The sequence below is a fragment of the Haemophilus haemolyticus genome, from assembly GCF_001679045.1.
Lineage (GTDB): Bacteria > Pseudomonadota > Gammaproteobacteria > Enterobacterales > Pasteurellaceae > Haemophilus > Haemophilus haemolyticus.
In genome coordinates this window covers 172,304-188,936 of sequence record NZ_LYCK01000001.1, presented here as the reverse complement: position 1 = coordinate 188,936, position 16,633 = coordinate 172,304, and the positions used below count along the sequence as shown (strand labels likewise).

Genomic DNA, 16,633 nt, shown 5'->3' with positions numbered 1-16,633 from the left:
TTGTATCCTATATAAATTATAGACGTAAAAAATCATTAAATAATGCAAACACCGTTAAGCTTAATAACAGTGCTGCGCCAATTCGATAACAGATGCTTTGCACCCGCTCAGAAACAGATTTTCCTTTAACAGCTTCCATTGCTAAAAAAACTAAATGACCGCCATCTAATACAGGCAATGGGAATAAATTCATAATGCCTAAATTAACACTAATCAATGCCATAAAACTTAAAAAATACACCAATCCAATATTAGCGGATGCACCAGCACCTTTTGCAATAGAAATCGGACCGCTTAAATTATTTAATGACAAATCACCCGTAATTAGTTTACCTAACACTTTCAAGGTTAACACAGAAAGTTGGCTAGTTTTTTCAATGCCTTTTTGCAAAGAGTCAAGAATATCATATTTTAATTCTGTACGATATTCATCAGATAATTTTACGAAAGTTGGGCTTAAACCTACAAACCATTTTCCACTCTGATTACGCACTGGAGTGATAATTTTGTCAAGCGTTTCCTCATTACGTTCAACTTTAATAGAAAAAGATTCGCCTTGTTCGACCTGTTTTATAAAATCTTGCCAAGGAAGTGCGGTTAAATTTTCTTTTAAAATTTTATCACCGATTTGTAAACCAGCTTTCTCAGCGGGAGAATCTTGAACAACTTTAGAAAGCACCATTTCAACTTTAGGACGCATAGGCATAATCCCTAATGCCTCAAAAGCACTTTCTTTTTCAGGATCAAAAGTCCAATTTGTAAGATTTAAAGTCCGCTGTTGTTCAATATTAGAACCAAAAGGAGAAAGGGTAATTTCAACATTAGGCTCACCCATTTTTGTGGCAAGTAGCATATTGATGGTTTCCCAATCTTGAGTTTCTTCTCCATCAACAGCAAGAATTTGTGTATTAGATTCAATGTGAGCTTGTGCCGCGATTGAACTTGGCGTTATCGATTCAATCACAGGTTTAACACTTGGCATTCCATAAAGGTAGATGACCCAATAGGCAAAAATCGCGAAAATAAAATTCGCCAAAGGGCCTGCAATAATCACAAATGCGCGTTGTAATACGCTTTTACTGTCAAATGCTTGTGACTTTTGTTCAACTGGAACCGCTTCATTACGTCCATCAAGCATTTTTACATAACCGCCTAAAGGAATCATTGAAATCGCAAATTCTGTACCGTGCTTATCGATACGTTTCCAAATTACCTTACCAAAGCCAATTGAAAAACGATGGACTTTTATACCGCACTTTCTAGCGGCACAAAAGTGACCATATTCGTGAACGGATACTAATACCGCAATAGCAATGATAAAAGAACCTAGCGACCACAAAAATGACATTCAGAATCCTTATAACACAAAGAAATAGAAGTAGCTGAAAAAAGGTACCGCGGCAGTCAAGCTATCAATGCGATCTAATACACCGCCATGACCAGGAATCAATTGACTGCTGTCTTTCACACCAGACTCACGTTTAAACATGCTTTCAGTTAAATCACCCAATACCGAAATTGCAACTGTTGCAACGGAAAGAATAACGAATCCAGATATGTTTCGCTCACCAACCAAAGAATCCCCAAAGAAATGAATAAATACAAAAGCAAGCACTAACGCTGTAATTAAACCACCAACAACGCCTTCCCAGCTTTTACCCGGTGAAACTTTTGGAGCAAGTTTACGTTTACCAAATGCTCGTCCGCTAAAATAAGCACCAGAATCAGCCGCCCAAACAAGTACAAATACATAAAGTAATAAAAATAAGCCGTGATAAGGATCATGGGTATAGTGTTCTAAACGTAAACGTAATACGCCCGCGATAAATGGGATTAAAGTAGAAAAGGCAAATAAAAGCTGTAAAAGAGGATTTTTAGACCAAAATTTAGCTGATTTAGGATAACTCACCACAAGCAATAAAGCTAAAAGCCACCAACCAACAGCGTTCATCAATAAAAGCTGAAGATGCTGTTCGAACACACGACCTGCATCTAAATAGTTGCCCTCAGTATAGAGCCACAAAAAGATAAAGGCGCCTAAAAAGGCTGCAACACAAAAACGCGCTAAAGGCTGTTTAAGGCGAGCAAACTGAGTCCATTCCCAAACGCCTAAAGTCGCCACAGCACATAACGCGAGGGCAAAATAAAAAGGCGTGAATAAAAATAGCGCACATAGTACAGCTACGATTAACACAATGGCAGATAAAACTCGTTGTTTAAGCATAATTTTAATCCATTTATTGAATTATTCTGTCCCGCCAAAACGGCGATGACGTTGTTGATAACAAGCGATGGCGCGGTTAAATTCCGCCTCATCAAAATCTGGCCATAGCACATCGGAAAAATAAAGTTCTGCATATGCAATTTGCCATAATAAAAAATTACTAATTCGTTGTTCACCACTCGTACGAATCAATAGATCAACTGGTGGTTCATCTTGTGTAACCAAATGACGCTGAAAAGCAATTTCATCAATTTCTTCAACGCTCATTTCATTATTTTTTACTTTTTCTGCAAGTTGTTTTGCTGCTTGCACAATATCCCAACAACCGCCGTAATTTGCAGCAATATTAAGCGTAAGTGCGGTATTTTTTTCTGTTAAATTTTCCGCTTTTGAAATTTTTTCTTGCAAAGATTCACTAAAACGAGATACATCGCCAATAATTTTCAGGCGAATATTATTTTTATGTAATTTTTTTACTTCGCGATCTAAAGCTTGCATAAAAAGCGTCATTAACGCGCTGACTTCTTGCTCTGGTCGATTCCAATTTTCGCTACTAAAAGCATAAAGTGTAAGGAAATTCACGCCAATTTGGCGAGCATAACTTACCGCTCGGCGAACTGCAGATACGCCATTGGTATGGCCAAAAATACGCATTTTATTTTTTTGTTTTGCCCACCGCCCATTGCCATCCATAATAATGGCAACGTGTTTTGGAATATTGTTTTGATCGAGTTCTATCATTATTTTTATTATAAAAAGATCCCTATAAATTCGGCTGTGAACTATATCATAAGTTGTATTTGCTTGCTATGGATTAGCGAGCCCTAATCCACACTTTATTTTTTACATAATTCATTTTTATAATAAAGAAAAATAAACAAAACGAAGAATTTATGTCTGCGATTGAACAAAATAAAGACGGTATTAGATTAAGAATATTCTTACAACCAAAAGCCAGTAGAGATCATATTGCTGGCATTCACGATGATGAACTAAAAATTACCATTACTGCGCCACCTGTTGATGGTCAAGCAAATACGCATTTATTGAAATTTTTAAGTAAATCCTTCAAAGTGCCCAAAAGCAGTATTATTTTAGAAAAAGGAGAATTGAGCCGACACAAACAAGTTTGGATTCCTGAACCCAAATTAATTCCCAAAGAAATTCAAAATCTATTGTAAAAACAAAGAAAAAAATCACCGCACTTTGAACTCTCACCCTATCAATTTATGCCATTTTACGGTATTCTATGCCACATTTTCTATTGTCAAAATGCTGCAAAAGTGCGGTTAAAATTTAAGGTGATTTTATGCAAGAACAATATCGCCCCGATATGATCGAACCAAAGGTTCAACAATATTGGGCAGAAAATAAAGTTTTCAAAGCAATCAAAGACGAATCTAAAGAAAAATATTACTGTCTTTCTATGTTCCCGTATCCTTCTGGTCGCTTGCATATGGGGCATGTGCGCAACTACACTATTGGTGATGTAATTTCTCGTTATCAACGCATGCTAGGAAAAAACGTATTGCAACCATTTGGTTGGGATGCTTTCGGCTTACCAGCAGAAGGTGCGGCGATCAAAAATAAAACTGCGCCTGCTAAATGGACATACGAAAACATTGCCTACATGAAAAAACAACTTCAGCTTTTAGGCTTTGGTTTCGACTGGGATCGTGAAATCGCAACCTGTAAACCAGAATACTACAAATGGGAGCAATGGTTCTTCACTGAGCTTTATAAAAAAGGCTTAGTGTACAAAAAAACCTCAACCGTAAACTGGTGCCCGAACGATGAAACCGTACTCGCAAACGAGCAAGTACACGAAGGTTGTTGCTGGCGTTGTGATACACCTGTGGAACAAAAAGAAATCCCACAATGGTTTATCAAAATTACTGACTATGCAGAGCAATTATTAGGTGGTTTAGATACCCTTCCACAATGGCCAGATATGGTAAAAACCATGCAACGTAACTGGATTGGTCGTTCTGAAGGGGTAGAAATTACCTTTGATGTTGCAGACACCAACGAAAAAGTAGCTGTTTACACCACGCGTCCAGATACCTTTTACGGCGTGAGTTATTTAGGCATTGCGGCAGCACATCCATTAGCAAGTTTAGCGGCTCAAAATAATCCTGAATTAGCCACCTTTATCCAAGAAGCGAAAAACGCAAAAGTAGCGGAAGCTGATCTTGCGACAATGGAGAAAAAAGGAATGGCAACGGGCTTATTTGCTATTCATCCATTGACGGGTGAAAAATTACCGATTTGGGTCGCTAATTTCGTGTTAATGCACTACGGTACCGGCGCGGTAATGGCGGTTCCAGCTCACGACCAACGTGACTTTGAATTTACTCAAAAATACAGTTTGCCAATTAAACAAGTGATCGCACCACTTGCAGATGAAGAAATTGATTTAAACAAACAAGCTTTCGTTGAGCACGGTAAATTAGTGAACTCAGCTGAGTTTGATGGTTTAGATTTTGATAGCGCTTTCAACGGCATTGCAGATAAATTAGAAAAATTAGGCGTTGGAAAACGTCAAGTTAATTATCGTCTACGTGACTGGGGTGTTTCTCGCCAACGTTATTGGGGTGCACCAATTCCGATGCTAACCCTTGAAAATGGCGATGTAGTACCTGCACCAATGGAAGATTTACCAATTATTCTTCCTGAAGATGTGGTAATGGATGGCGTAAAAAGTCCAATTAAAGCAGATCCTAACTGGGCAAAAACAACTCTTAACGGCGCACCAGCGTTAAAAGAAACGGATACCTTTGATACCTTTATGGAATCCTCTTGGTATTACGCGCGCTACACTTGTCCACAATATCAAAATGGCATGCTGGATGCGGAAGAAGCAAACTATTGGTTACCAGTGGATCAATATATCGGTGGTATTGAACACGCAACAATGCACTTGCTCTACTTCCGTTTCTTCCACAAATTATTGCGTGATGCAGGATTTGTAACCAGTGACGAACCAGCCGATAAATTATTGTGTCAAGGTATGGTGCTTGCAGATGCCTTCTACTACACCAGTCCAACCAATGAGCGTATTTGGGTGAGTCCAACACAGGTGACTCTTGAGCGTGATGAAAAAGGCAGAATTATTAAGGCGACCGATCCTGAAGGGCGAGAACTAGTCCACAGTGGCATGACTAAAATGTCGAAATCCAAAAATAACGGTATTGACCCACAAGAAATGGTAGAAAAATATGGTGCCGATACTGTTCGTCTATTTATGATGTTTGCCTCTCCAGCAGAAATGACCTTGGAATGGCAAGAATCTGGCGTAGAAGGTGCGAAACGTTTCTTAGGTCGTGTCTGGAATTTGGTATATCAATATCAACAAAATCCAGCCAAAACTAGCCTAGATTTGACCGCACTTTCCGCAGAACAAAAAGCACTTCGTCGTGAAGTACATAAAACCATTGCGAAAGTGAGCGATGATATTGGTCGTCGTCAAACATTTAATACTGCGATTGCAGCCGTAATGGAATTGATGAATAAATTGACCAAAGCATCTTTAGAAAGCGATCAAGATCGTGCTGTCATGGCGGAAGCATTAAGCGCTGTTGTTCGTATGCTTTATCCAATTACACCACATATCTGCTTTGAATTATGGCAAGCGCTAGGAAATGAAAGCAACATCGATACCGCTGAATGGGTGAAAGCTGATGAAGCTGCAATGGTAGAAGATGAAAAACTGATTGTTGTGCAAGTAAATGGCAAAGTTCGTGGAAAAGTGACTGTCCCTGCAACGTCTTCAGAAGAAGAAATTAAAGCGGCAGCCAAAGCAGATCCTAATGTTGCAAAATTCCTTGATGGAAAAGAAATCCTTAAAGAAATCTATATTCCATTAAAAATGTTGAATTTTGTGGTTAAACCATAATCCGTAGAATCTGTGGAATATTGATATTTCACAGATTCTATCTTTATTAGTGTATGGATTTTAAATTCATACACTCCACAATAAAGGTAATTTTTATGATTAAATCAATCAAAGCGTTGTTTATTGTCGCAAGCATTACCGTACTTTCTGCTTGTGGCTGGCATTTTCAAAAAGGTACATTAATTCCACAAGAATTACGTACTCTTACATTTGAAAGCCCTGATCCATACAGCGAAATGTCAGTGGCGATGCGTAATCAGCTACAAGCGAACAATATTCAGCTCGTCAATTCAACTCAAGGCATTCCTGTTTTACGCATCAATAAATTCCGCACAAATGATGAAGTCGCTTCTGTATTTAAACGCGGGCGTGAAGCTGAAAAAGTATTGATGTTAGAAGTGGAAGCAAGCATTCGTTTAGCGAATGGTGAAAGCCACCCAATCACGGCAAAAGTCAACCGCACTTTCTTTGATAACTCTCGCGCAGCACTAGCTAAATCCGCCGAACGAGAAGTAATTTGGAATGATATGCGGGAACAAGCTGCACGTCAGCTCATTACTAAAATGGTTGCATTAGAAAAACAAGTGAAAAACAAATAATGAATCGCATCTTCCCTGAGCAACTTAATCAACATCTTTCCCAACGTTTAGCCAAAGTTTACTTTTTGGTAGGGCAAGATCCATTGTTACTGAGTGAAAGTGAAGATGCCATTTATAAAACAGCCAACCAACAAGGATTCGATGAGAAAAATAACATTCAGATTGATAGCCAAACTGACTGGGCACAACTCATAGAATCCTGTCAGTCCATGGGATTGTTTTTTAACAAACAAGTCATGGTATTAAATTTACCTGAAAATTTCACCGCACTTTTACAGAAAAATCTGCAAGAATTTATCTCGGTTCTACATGACGATATCTTGCTAATTTTACAAATTTCAAAACTAACAAAAGCAAATGAAAACCAAGCATGGTTTGTTGAACTAAACCAATATGAAACCAGTGCAATTCTTGTAAATTGCCAAACACCTACGGCTGAAAATCTTCCTCGTTGGGTAAAAAATCGTACCAAAGCGATGGGATTAGAAGCTGATGATGAAGCAATTCAACAACTTTGTTACAGTTATGAGAATAACCTGCTTGCGCTCAAACAAGCTCTGCAACTTTTAGATTTGCTCTATCCTGACCATAAACTTAACTATAATCGTGTCATTAGTGTCGTCGAACAATCCTCAATTTTTACCCCATTTCAATGGATTGATGCTTTGCTAATGGGAAAAGCCAATCGCGCTAAACGTATTTTACAAGGGTTACAAGCTGAAGATGTGCAACCTGTTATTTTATTACGCACACTACAGCGAGAATTATTTACGTTGCTTGAACTTACCAAACCACAGCAACGTATTGTGACAAAGGAAAAACTTCCAACTCAACAAATTAAGACTGAATTTGACCGTCTAAAAATCTGGCAAAATCGCCGACCGCTCTTTTTAAGTGCGATTCAACGTTTAACCTACCAAAAACTCTACGAAATTATCCAAGAGCTTGCCAATATTGAACGTCTTGCTAAGCAAGAATTTAGCGATGAAGTGTGGATTAAACTCGCTGATTTATCTGTAAAAATTTGTTTGTAGAGCACTATTTTTTCACCTGTGAATTCACATTCTTTGCAATCAATAGATTAAAAATAAACCCCAGCTAAAAACTGGGGTTTATTTTAAAGAGAATTATTTGTTTCATTCAGCAATCGATGAATTAATTTAGCATTAGCTGGTGGGAACTGTCCTGCATCCAATGCGCGTTGCTCAACCCAAAAACCTTCTTGCCCTTCTCGCCCAAAAGGCTCACCGATCCATTCATCTACAACATAAAAGAAAAAAGAAATAATCTTTGTCGGATATTCAAATTGGAAGCGTTCGTAAAGTTCAGTATTTAATACCACAATGCCAATTTCCTCTTCCAGTTCACGTTTTAAAGCCTGTTCTGGAGTTTCTCCCGCATCCACTTTTCCACCGGGAAATTCTAAAGATTGGGCAAAATCCTGTCCTTCTAAACGCTGCGTTAAATAGATCTGCCCAAACTCATTACGAATAATACCTGCAGCGACTTGTATAATTTTTTTATCCATTTTTTCTATCCAATAGCACCTATCAAAAAAGTGCGGTGAAAAATCACCGCACTTTGGCTAATCATTAATGGCGAGCAGCACGACTGCCATGACAATGCTTGTATTTTTTACCCGAACCACAAGGACAAGGCTCATTGCGTCCAATACGACGTTCTGAATAATCTTCAGAATCTGAATTTTGGATTGCCTGACCATTTTCATCCACTGGTAAATTATTTTGATTGATACGAGCAGCCATTTCTTGACGAGCACGTTCAGCTTCTTCCATTTCTTCTTGAGTACGCACACGTACACGCGTTAAAGTCGTGATAACGTGGTGTTTTAAAGAATCCAACATTTCCGTAAACATACGGAAAGATTCTTTTTTATACTCTTGTTTTGGATCTTTTTGTGCATAACCGCGTAAATGAATACCTTGGCGTAAATAATCCATAGCAGCTAAGTGTTCTTTCCAAAGCTCATCTAAGGTTTGTAACATGACACCTTTTTCAAAGTTGCGCATGGTTTCTTCACCAGCCAGCGCTTCTTTTTCTTTATATTCTTTTTCTGCGACTTCGACGATGCGTTCACGCAAGTTTTCTTCGTGCAGATTATTATCTTCTTCCAGCCAATGAGAAATTGGTAATTCCATACCAAACTCTTGAGCCAAACGTTCTTCAAGCCCTTTAATATCCCATTGTTCTTCCAAAGATTGTGGTGGAATATATTGATCAATCACGCTATTAAATACATCGTGGCGAATGGCGTTGATAGTTTCGGAAATATCATCATTATCAAGCAAATAATTGCGTTGCTCATAAATTGCATGACGTTGGTCATTTGCTACATCATCATATTCAAGTAGGTTTTTACGACCATCGAAGTGGAAAGCCTCAACTTTTGCTTGGGCAGATGCGATAACTTTCGCCAACATTTTCGATTCCATTGCCTCACCAGGCACGGTGAACGCTTTACGCATTAAATTGAGTTTACCTTCATTCAAATAAATGCGCATTAAGCCATCTTCCAAAGAAAGGTAAAAACGAGAAGAACCTGGGTCACCTTGACGACCAGAACGACCACGCAACTGGTTATCGATACGGCGAGATTCATGACGCTCTGTACCGATAATATGCAAACCACCTGCTTTCATTACAATCTCGTGGTTCTTTTCCCACTCAGCTTTAAGCGTTTCAATTTGTTCTTGAGTTGGATTTTCTAATTTAGCAGCCTGCGCTTTCCAGTTACCACCAAGGATAATATCTGTACCTCGACCCGCCATATTCGTTGCGATAGTCACCGCACCAGGATAACCAGCTTCTGCCACGATTTCCGCTTCTTGTTGGTGGAATTTTGCATTCAACACATTGTGTTTGATGCCCGCTTTATCTAGAGCCTTAGACAACGCTTCCGATTTTTCTACTGAAATCGTCCCCACTAATACAGGTTGCTGGCGTTCTACACAATCTTTGATGTCTTCAATAATCGCATTAAATTTATATTGTTCATTTTCAAACATCACATCGGTGCGATCATCACGAATCATTGGACGGTTTGTTGGAATCACAACAGTTTCCAAGCCGTAAATTTGTTGGAACTCAAACGCTTCGGTATCCGCAGTCCCCGTCATACCGGCAAGACGCTCATATAAACGGAAGTAGTTTTGGTAAGAGATTGACGCAACAGTTTGGTTTTCACTCTTAATTTCAACCCCTTCTTTTGCCTCAATGGCTTGGTGTAAACCATCTGACCAGCGACGACCTGCCATTGTTCGACCAGTGTGTTCATCAACAATCACGATTTCACCATCTTTCACAATGTAATCGACATCTTTTTCAAACAATGTGTGCGCACGCAAGGCAGCCATAACATGATGAAGCAACACAATTCGACCAGGAGAGTACAAAGAATCCCCTTCCGGCATTAAACCTTGCGCAATCAACCAATCTTCCACTTTTTCTTGGCCACGTTCAGTTAAGTGCGCCTGTTTAGATTTAAGATCTAAAGTAAAATCACCTTCACCTTGGTATTCTTCTGTATCTTCTTTTTCTTGCTTAATTAAGTTTGGAATCAGTTTATTGACTGCAATATAAAGCGCAGAACTGTCTTCAGCTTGACCAGAAATAATCAATGGCGTACGTGCTTCATCGATTAAGATGGAATCCACTTCATCCACTAACGCATAGCCTAAAGTACGTTGGAAACGCTCTTCTTTTGAGTGAGCTAAATTGTCACGTAAGTAATCAAAACCAAGTTCACTATTGGTTGCATAAGTAATATCTGCTGCATAAGCTGCACGTTTTTCTTCAGGCGGTAAACCAGGAATATTTACGCCTACACTCATGCCCAAAAATTCAAATAACGGACGGTTGGTTTCTGCATCTCGGCGAGCAAGATAATCATTCACCGTGACAACATGAACGCCTTTACCTTCAAGTGCGATTAAATAACAAGGCAAAGTCGCAGTTAATGTTTTACCTTCACCAGTACGCATTTCTGCGATACAGCGGTTAGTCAATACCATCCCACCAATAAGCTGAACATCAAAATGTCTCATACCAAGCACGCGCTTACTTGCTTCACGTACCGTTGCGAATGCTTCTGGCAAAATTTGTTGCAAAGTTTCGCCCGCACTTAAACGTTGACGGAATTCATCTGTTTTTGCACGAAGTTGTTCATCTGTTAGGGATTCAAACTCAGGTTCTAATTTATTGATTTTTGCAACTTGTTTTCTTAATTTACGTAAAATACGGTCGTTACGGCTGCCAAAAATTTTCGTTAAAATGCTCATAATTTCTCTTTTTAAATATATAAGTTAAATAGTTAAATGCGTATGAAATACTTTCTTTCATGCACAATAATTTTTTTAAAATATCGCTATTTCAATAGCAATATTCTTCACAGAAAACAGAAAATTAAATAAGCAAGGGACCAGCTCGAATTGGCGCACTAAGATTCAACACTTCAGCAAAAAAGTGCGGTTGAATTTTAGGTTGTTTTTCAGTTTGGTGGGAAATTAAAGGTTGAGGAATGGCTTGTCGTTGCACTTCACGTGCTACTTTTACCGTTTCTAACGCTTGTTGAATGGAAACACTCGAAGAATAATTTTCCGCATTATTTTGATTTTCAAAACTTTGTGCGTTAGGCAAAGCAAAAATCGCGATAATACTCAAAAGTAATCGCGACCAAAAATTCGGTTTGACAGTGCCTGAAATCATCGTCTAGTTGTTTATTATGAAAATTGCGTGTATTGTAGCGGAAATCTAAACTAATGTCATTTACTGAGGGCAGACTTTATGGAAAACAAGGCTGAGCGTTATCAAAAAGCAGTCAATATTATGGATGTACTTGAGCAATCGCCCTTTGCCAAAATAATGAAAAAAGGCCTTGCCATCAATGAACTTAATCAAAAATTTAACCGCATTTTTCCACAGGAATTTCACGGCAAATTTCGTATTGGTAATATGATAGATAACTCAATTTTTATTGAGACAGCAAATGCGATCGTTCGCCAAGGAATTTTATTCAGACAGACAGAATTGTTGAAACTCATTCAAGAAGAATTTCCGCATGTAAAACAACTTGAGATAACAATAAACCCTGGTTTTTAAAATATAAGAATAGGAGCAAATGGAAATTTAATATCAATCAGGCTTTTTTAACAATGCTTTCTCTATTTTTTTCTCTTCGCGTCTCTTCTGAAAAAATGCGCTTAATTTCTGACTACACTCTTCTGCCAATACACCAGATGTAATCTCCAGAGTATGATTCATCTTATAATCATCAAAAAAATGGAAACGTGATCCAACCGCACCGGTTTTATAATCAGAAGCGCCGAATACTAGGCGTTTAATACGGCTATGCAAAATTGCCCCAGCACACATTGTGCAAGGCTCCAATGTCACATAAAGCGTAGTATTCAGTAAACGATAATTTTGGAGATGTTTTGCGCCGTCTCGCAAAGCGATAATTTCAGCATGGGCGGTAGGATCGCTTTGAACAATGGAGAGATTCCAACCTTCTCCAATAATATTTCCAGCGTCATCAACCAAAACCGCCCCCACAGGAATCTCACCTAACGCTTCCGCTTTATCGGCAAGCTCAAGGGCATGGCGCATCATTTTCTCGTCAAATTCTGACCGCACTTTTGCTGCATCCATTAGACGGAAAAAGGATATTTAATCGGTTCATGAGATTGGTAGCCAATGACTTTGAAATCATCCATCGTGACCCAAGTCTCTAAATCTTCAAGCGTTTTTATATCTGGATTGATTTCTAATTTTGGCAATGGGAAAGGCTTGCGTTTAAGTTGTACGTCACGCATTAACTCAAGCTGATCTTCATAAATATGCGCATTCACAATTTTATGATATGCCTTGCCTGCTTTTTTACCTGTAATCTGTGCCATAAGCGCCAAGAAAGTAAACACTTGGATTTGATTGAAATTCAATCCAAGCGGAACATCACAGGAACGTTGATAACTAGTAAGATGTAAAGTATCACCCACAAGAGAAAAAGTATGCGTGTGCATACAAGGACGAAGGCAACCAAGATCAAATTCCCCTGGGTTAAAAAAGGTTAAAATTTCCCCTCTATCATCAATGCCCTTCGTCAAATTATTAACAATTTTGCGTAGCTGATCGATGGTTTCACCATTAGGTTTACGCCATGCTCTGCCTTGCACACCATATACGCGTCCCATATCGTCAACACCTCTACGGTGAGGATTCGCGAGCCATGCGGCATTTTCATTCGCATTAGCATCCCAAGTTTTAGTACCAAGTGCGCGAAAATCAGCGGCATTGTCATATCCACGAATATAACCCAAAAATTCAGCAATGGCCGCTTTCCAATAACTTTTACGCGTGGTAATCAGCGGAAATTGATTATTCGCCACATCATATTCTAAATCTGCATTAATAACAGTGAGACAGCGCTTACCTGTACGCTCATTGGCAACCCATTCACCTTCATTAACAATGCGGCGACAAAGATCAAGATATTGCTTCATAAAAATCTCCTATTTTATTACCGCACTTTTGCGTGAATAAGCCCAAGCCATAATTAAGGCACCACCAATAATCATCGGTAAACAAAGTGCTTGTCCTCTTGTAATGACGCCAAAGAAATTTTCAACTTCAGGTTCACGCACATATTCCACAATAAAACGGAAGATACCATAGCCAATTAAGAATAAGCCAGCAACAGAGCCCATTGGACGTGTTTTTTTAATAAAAATATTCAGAATTGCAAACAACACTATACCTTCTAGAAAAGCTTCATAAAGTTGTGATGGATGACGAGGAAGTAATAGTGAATCATTCGGAAAAATCATTGCCCAAGGCACATCCGTTTCGCGTCCCCATAGCTCGAGATTAATGAAATTACCAATTCTACCTAGACCTAAACCAAATGGAATTAAAGGCGCAACGAAATCAGCCGTTTGCCAAAAATTACGTTTTTGTGAATAAGACGTCCAAATCATGGCAACAATGACGCCTATTAAGCCGCCATGAAAAGACATTCCACCTTCCCAAACGCGGAATAAATAAAGCGGCTCTTGTAAGAAACGATCCAAATTATAAAAAAATACATCGCCAACACGTCCGCCAATAAATACGCCCATAAAACCATTGAAAAGTAAGGTATCAACTTGATCCACTGTCCAACCGCTATTTGGGCGATTAGCACGGCGAACCGCAAGCCAGCGTGCAAAAATAAAACCCAAAAGGTACATCAAACCATACCAACGTAAGCCGATATTGCTATCACCAAGAGTAAAAAGAGTTGGATCAAAATGAGGCAGAAGCAAGTAATTTGAATTCATAATTTTCTCTATCTAATAAACATATCAACAGCAATGGTAATTAATAAAAGTGCAAACCCTTTCTTTAAAGTTGGCACGGGTAGTTTTGAGGTCGCGGTTGCACCAAGTTTTGACGTGAAAAACGATGTGGCAGTAATACATAACACTGCAGGGAAATAAATGTAACCTAAAGAATATTCTGGCATAGCTGCATTTCCCCAGCCGCTTAACATAAAACTGAACATTCCAGAAGTTCCGAGTAACATGCCACAGAAAGCCGAGGAACCAATAGCCTTTTTCATATCGATACCGCGAGAATTTAAAAATGGTACAATAAATCCACCACCACCGATGCCTGCAGCACTAGATGCCATGCCAATTAGAATGCCACCTATAATAGACGATTGAGTCGTCAAAGGTTTAACTATTTTATTTGTCTTAGGTTTAATAGATAAGACCATTTTAACCGCGAGATAAACCACTAAACAGGCAAATAATTTACTAGAAATATCGCGATCAAGTTTTCCGATAAAAAAACCACAAATAAACACGCTAACCATGATGCTCGGAGCAAGGATCTTCACTGCACTCCACACAACATTACCTAACTTATGATGTCGTTGAGCCGAAGAAAAGCCAGTAATAACAATCGTTGCGAAAGAAGTTCCAAGTGCGGTAGACATTAATAAAGGTTCTGGCACACCCACCATTGGTAGTAAGTACACCAACACAGGAACAATCATCAATCCACCGCCAATACCAAAAAGCCCAGCAAAAAAGCCAGCCACAGCCCCCACAAGCAAACAAAGTAAAATAAAGCTAAGCATTATGAATTCCTTGTTTTATTAAAAGAACGTTTTGGAAATTTTGAACCATTATATTTTTTAGGATGAGTATAAGATTTTTGCTCCAATTCTCGCGCAGGTTGATATACAGGAGGATTTTCTGAGAACAACACGCCCGAAAACTCTTTCATCGCTTTGCGATACACTTCTTTTTTGAAAGATACGACCTGACGAACAGGATACCAAAAACTCACCCAACGCCACCCATCAAATTCTGGCGATTTGGTTGTTTGCATATTGATATTTTTTTCATCGCCAACAAGCTGTAACAAAAACCAGCGTTGTTTTTGCCCTATACACATCGGTTTGCTGTCATAACGCAACAAACGTTTTGGTAATTTATAACGCAACCAATGCTTAGATACATATAAAATGCGCACATCTTTAGGCTGTAGACCAACTTCTTCGTACAGTTCACGATACATCGCTTGCTCGGCACTTTCATTATCATTAATGCCACCTTGCGGAAACTGCCACGAATTTTGCCCACAGCGCTTCGCCCAAAGCACTTGCCCGTTGCGATTACAAATCACAATACCCACATTTGGACGGTAGCCATCAAAATCGATCACTATCGTTTTACCTTAAATTTTTCATATAAAAATAGTCTGCAGATTGTTTCATAAATCAGTGTTTTTATCAACCAAAGGGCTGATTACACAATAAAATACACAGATTGTGGATAACATTGTGAATAACGTATTTCTGATTGTGAATTGATCACGTAAAAACAGGGCGGAATCCTTATCTCATCAAACTTAAAAATAAATTGAATTATTTCTAATTAAAAGATCTTAAACAAAAATAAACCGCACTTTTCACATATAAAAATGGAAGAAAGTGCGGTAAAAAAATACAATTTTTAAAGAGATTCCATTCCCCAAAGATCTTTTAGCTAGCTCTTTGAGTTATTCAATATTTCTGTGGATAAAATTGTGATTGAGAAAATCCATAATGTTGTATAACTCAAACAAACCTTTCCAAGACAATCCCTAGATAAAATTTTTCAATTTAAATTCAAACATTTAGAAACAAAACATAACAATATTTGTAATACACAGAAGTCTCTAAATTTTAATGTCTGATTTTTGAACAAATTATTTCAGGCAGGCAAAATAACGTTCCCAATCGAAATATTGACCAGGATCGATCTTACGCCCTGGCGAAATATCACAATGCCCAACAATCCGCTCTTTCGTAATTTTAGGGTAACTTTTCATGATTAAGTTAGTAAGTTCTTGTAATGCCAAATACTGCTCATTAGTAAAAGGTTGTTCATTACTACCTTCTAACTCAATTCCAATGGCAAAATCATTACATTTTTCTTGCCCTTGAAAGCAAGATAATCCAGCATGCCAAGCCCTTTGGTTAAAATTAACATATTGCGTGATTCGCCCATCTCGTTCAATCAAGCAATGGGCAGAAACACGCATTTGATGAATTTCTTCAAAATAAGGATGAATCTTAGGATCTAATTTTCCTTGAAAAAAATCATCCACATATCCGCCACCAAATTGTTCTGGCGGTAAGCTAATGTAATGGATCACCAGAAGTGAAATATCTTGTAAATCTGGACGTTCATCAAAATGAGGAGATGGAATTTGTCGACAATCAGTCAGCAATCCTTTCTCAATATCTTTTATTTTTCGCATACATTTTTCCTATTTTTGCGATCAGGATCGCAGAAAAAGTGCGGTCTGTTTTACAAAACAATTTTCCCTTTTCACAATATTTCAGCCAATAAAGGCTTAACGAAA

General features: G+C 38.4%; 17 protein-coding genes. 5 read left to right on the top strand and 12 right to left on the bottom strand.

Features of this window, described 5'->3' with window-relative positions; translation table 11 throughout:
• Nucleotides 1-16 precede the first annotated feature (16 nt).
• From rseP to uppS, 3 genes are read right to left on the bottom strand one after another with little or no spacing between them, the layout of a single operon-like run.
• The gene (gene rseP / locus A8M50_RS00995) at nucleotides 17-1,348 is read right to left on the bottom strand and encodes a sigma E protease regulator RseP (protein WP_005645798.1); all 1,332 of its coding nucleotides are present in this window, start codon (nucleotides 1,346-1,348) and stop codon (nucleotides 17-19) included.
• A 9-nt stretch (nucleotides 1,349-1,357) separates the two neighbouring features.
• Nucleotides 1,358-2,224: a phosphatidate cytidylyltransferase gene (locus tag A8M50_RS00990; RefSeq protein ID WP_005645611.1), complete on the bottom strand. Its 867-nt coding sequence runs from the start codon at nucleotides 2,222-2,224 to the stop codon at nucleotides 1,358-1,360.
• Between the two features lie 21 nt (nucleotides 2,225-2,245).
• Nucleotides 2,246-2,965 carry a polyprenyl diphosphate synthase gene (gene uppS, locus A8M50_RS00985; RefSeq protein WP_005645727.1) on the bottom strand — a complete coding sequence of 240 codons (720 nt, stop codon included), beginning with the start codon at nucleotides 2,963-2,965 and terminating at the stop codon, nucleotides 2,246-2,248.
• Nucleotides 2,966-3,117: 152 nt separating this feature from the next.
• Here uppS and yggU point away from each other — a divergent pair, with 152 nt between their 5' ends.
• From yggU to holA, 4 genes are all read left to right on the top strand, one after another.
• Nucleotides 3,118-3,405, top strand: coding sequence for a DUF167 family protein YggU (yggU, locus tag A8M50_RS00980; RefSeq protein WP_005645806.1), 288 nt, complete (start codon nucleotides 3,118-3,120; stop codon nucleotides 3,403-3,405).
• Between the two features lie 128 nt (nucleotides 3,406-3,533).
• On the top strand, nucleotides 3,534-6,119 hold the full coding sequence (gene leuS / locus A8M50_RS00975; RefSeq protein ID WP_005645664.1) for a leucine--tRNA ligase: 2,586 nt from the start codon (nucleotides 3,534-3,536) through the stop codon (nucleotides 6,117-6,119).
• A gap of 95 nt (nucleotides 6,120-6,214) precedes the next feature.
• Entirely contained in the window at nucleotides 6,215-6,718 is a 504-nt protein-coding gene (locus tag A8M50_RS00970) for an LPS-assembly lipoprotein LptE (protein WP_005645746.1), read from the top strand.
• Complete coding sequence (holA, locus tag A8M50_RS00965) at nucleotides 6,718-7,752, top strand: DNA polymerase III subunit delta (protein WP_005645587.1); 1,035 nt, start codon at nucleotides 6,718-6,720, stop codon at nucleotides 7,750-7,752. Before A8M50_RS00970 ends, holA begins: the two co-directional genes overlap by 1 nt.
• A gap of 83 nt (nucleotides 7,753-7,835) precedes the next feature.
• Here the strand turns inward: holA and mutT are convergent, their stop codons facing one another.
• The 3 genes from mutT to secM form a co-directional block, all read right to left on the bottom strand.
• Nucleotides 7,836-8,246: an 8-oxo-dGTP diphosphatase MutT gene (gene mutT, locus A8M50_RS00960; RefSeq protein WP_005645826.1), complete on the bottom strand. Its 411-nt coding sequence runs from the start codon at nucleotides 8,244-8,246 to the stop codon at nucleotides 7,836-7,838.
• A 64-nt stretch (nucleotides 8,247-8,310) separates the two neighbouring features.
• Entirely contained in the window at nucleotides 8,311-11,016 is a 2,706-nt protein-coding gene (gene secA, locus A8M50_RS00955; protein WP_005645563.1) for a preprotein translocase subunit SecA, read from the bottom strand.
• Nucleotides 11,017-11,140: 124 nt separating this feature from the next.
• Nucleotides 11,141-11,443, bottom strand: coding sequence for a secA translation cis-regulator SecM (gene secM, locus A8M50_RS00950; RefSeq protein WP_005645802.1), 303 nt, complete (start codon nucleotides 11,441-11,443; stop codon nucleotides 11,141-11,143).
• A gap of 78 nt (nucleotides 11,444-11,521) precedes the next feature.
• Between secM and A8M50_RS00945 the strand changes: the two genes are divergently transcribed.
• The gene (locus tag A8M50_RS00945) at nucleotides 11,522-11,836 is read left to right on the top strand and encodes a DUF721 domain-containing protein (protein WP_005645632.1); all 315 of its coding nucleotides are present in this window, start codon (nucleotides 11,522-11,524) and stop codon (nucleotides 11,834-11,836) included.
• 33 nt (nucleotides 11,837-11,869) lie between these two features.
• Here the strand turns inward: A8M50_RS00945 and tadA are convergent, their stop codons facing one another.
• The 6 genes from tadA to ampD all read right to left on the bottom strand — a co-directional run bounded on the left by tadA (nucleotide 11,870) and on the right by ampD (nucleotide 16,528).
• Nucleotides 11,870-12,385, bottom strand: a complete 516-nt coding sequence (gene tadA / locus A8M50_RS00940) for a tRNA adenosine(34) deaminase TadA (RefSeq protein WP_005645705.1) — start codon at nucleotides 12,383-12,385, stop codon at nucleotides 11,870-11,872.
• The gene (locus tag A8M50_RS00935) at nucleotides 12,385-13,236 is read right to left on the bottom strand and encodes a thymidylate synthase (RefSeq protein WP_005645602.1); all 852 of its coding nucleotides are present in this window, start codon (nucleotides 13,234-13,236) and stop codon (nucleotides 12,385-12,387) included. Before A8M50_RS00935 ends, tadA begins: the two co-directional genes overlap by 1 nt.
• 9 nt (nucleotides 13,237-13,245) lie before the next feature.
• Entirely contained in the window at nucleotides 13,246-14,052 is an 807-nt protein-coding gene (gene lgt, locus A8M50_RS00930; RefSeq protein WP_005645724.1) for a prolipoprotein diacylglyceryl transferase, read from the bottom strand.
• Between the two features lie 8 nt (nucleotides 14,053-14,060).
• Entirely contained in the window at nucleotides 14,061-14,858 is a 798-nt protein-coding gene (locus A8M50_RS00925; protein WP_005645820.1) for a sulfite exporter TauE/SafE family protein, read from the bottom strand.
• Nucleotides 14,858-15,448, bottom strand: coding sequence for an RNA pyrophosphohydrolase (rppH, locus tag A8M50_RS00920; protein WP_005631202.1), 591 nt, complete (start codon nucleotides 15,446-15,448; stop codon nucleotides 14,858-14,860). Before rppH ends, A8M50_RS00925 begins: the two co-directional genes overlap by 1 nt.
• Before the next feature lie 525 nt (nucleotides 15,449-15,973).
• Complete coding sequence (gene ampD, locus A8M50_RS00915) at nucleotides 15,974-16,528, bottom strand: 1,6-anhydro-N-acetylmuramyl-L-alanine amidase AmpD (RefSeq protein ID WP_005645711.1); 555 nt, start codon at nucleotides 16,526-16,528, stop codon at nucleotides 15,974-15,976.
• Between the last annotated feature and the right edge of the window lie 105 nt (nucleotides 16,529-16,633).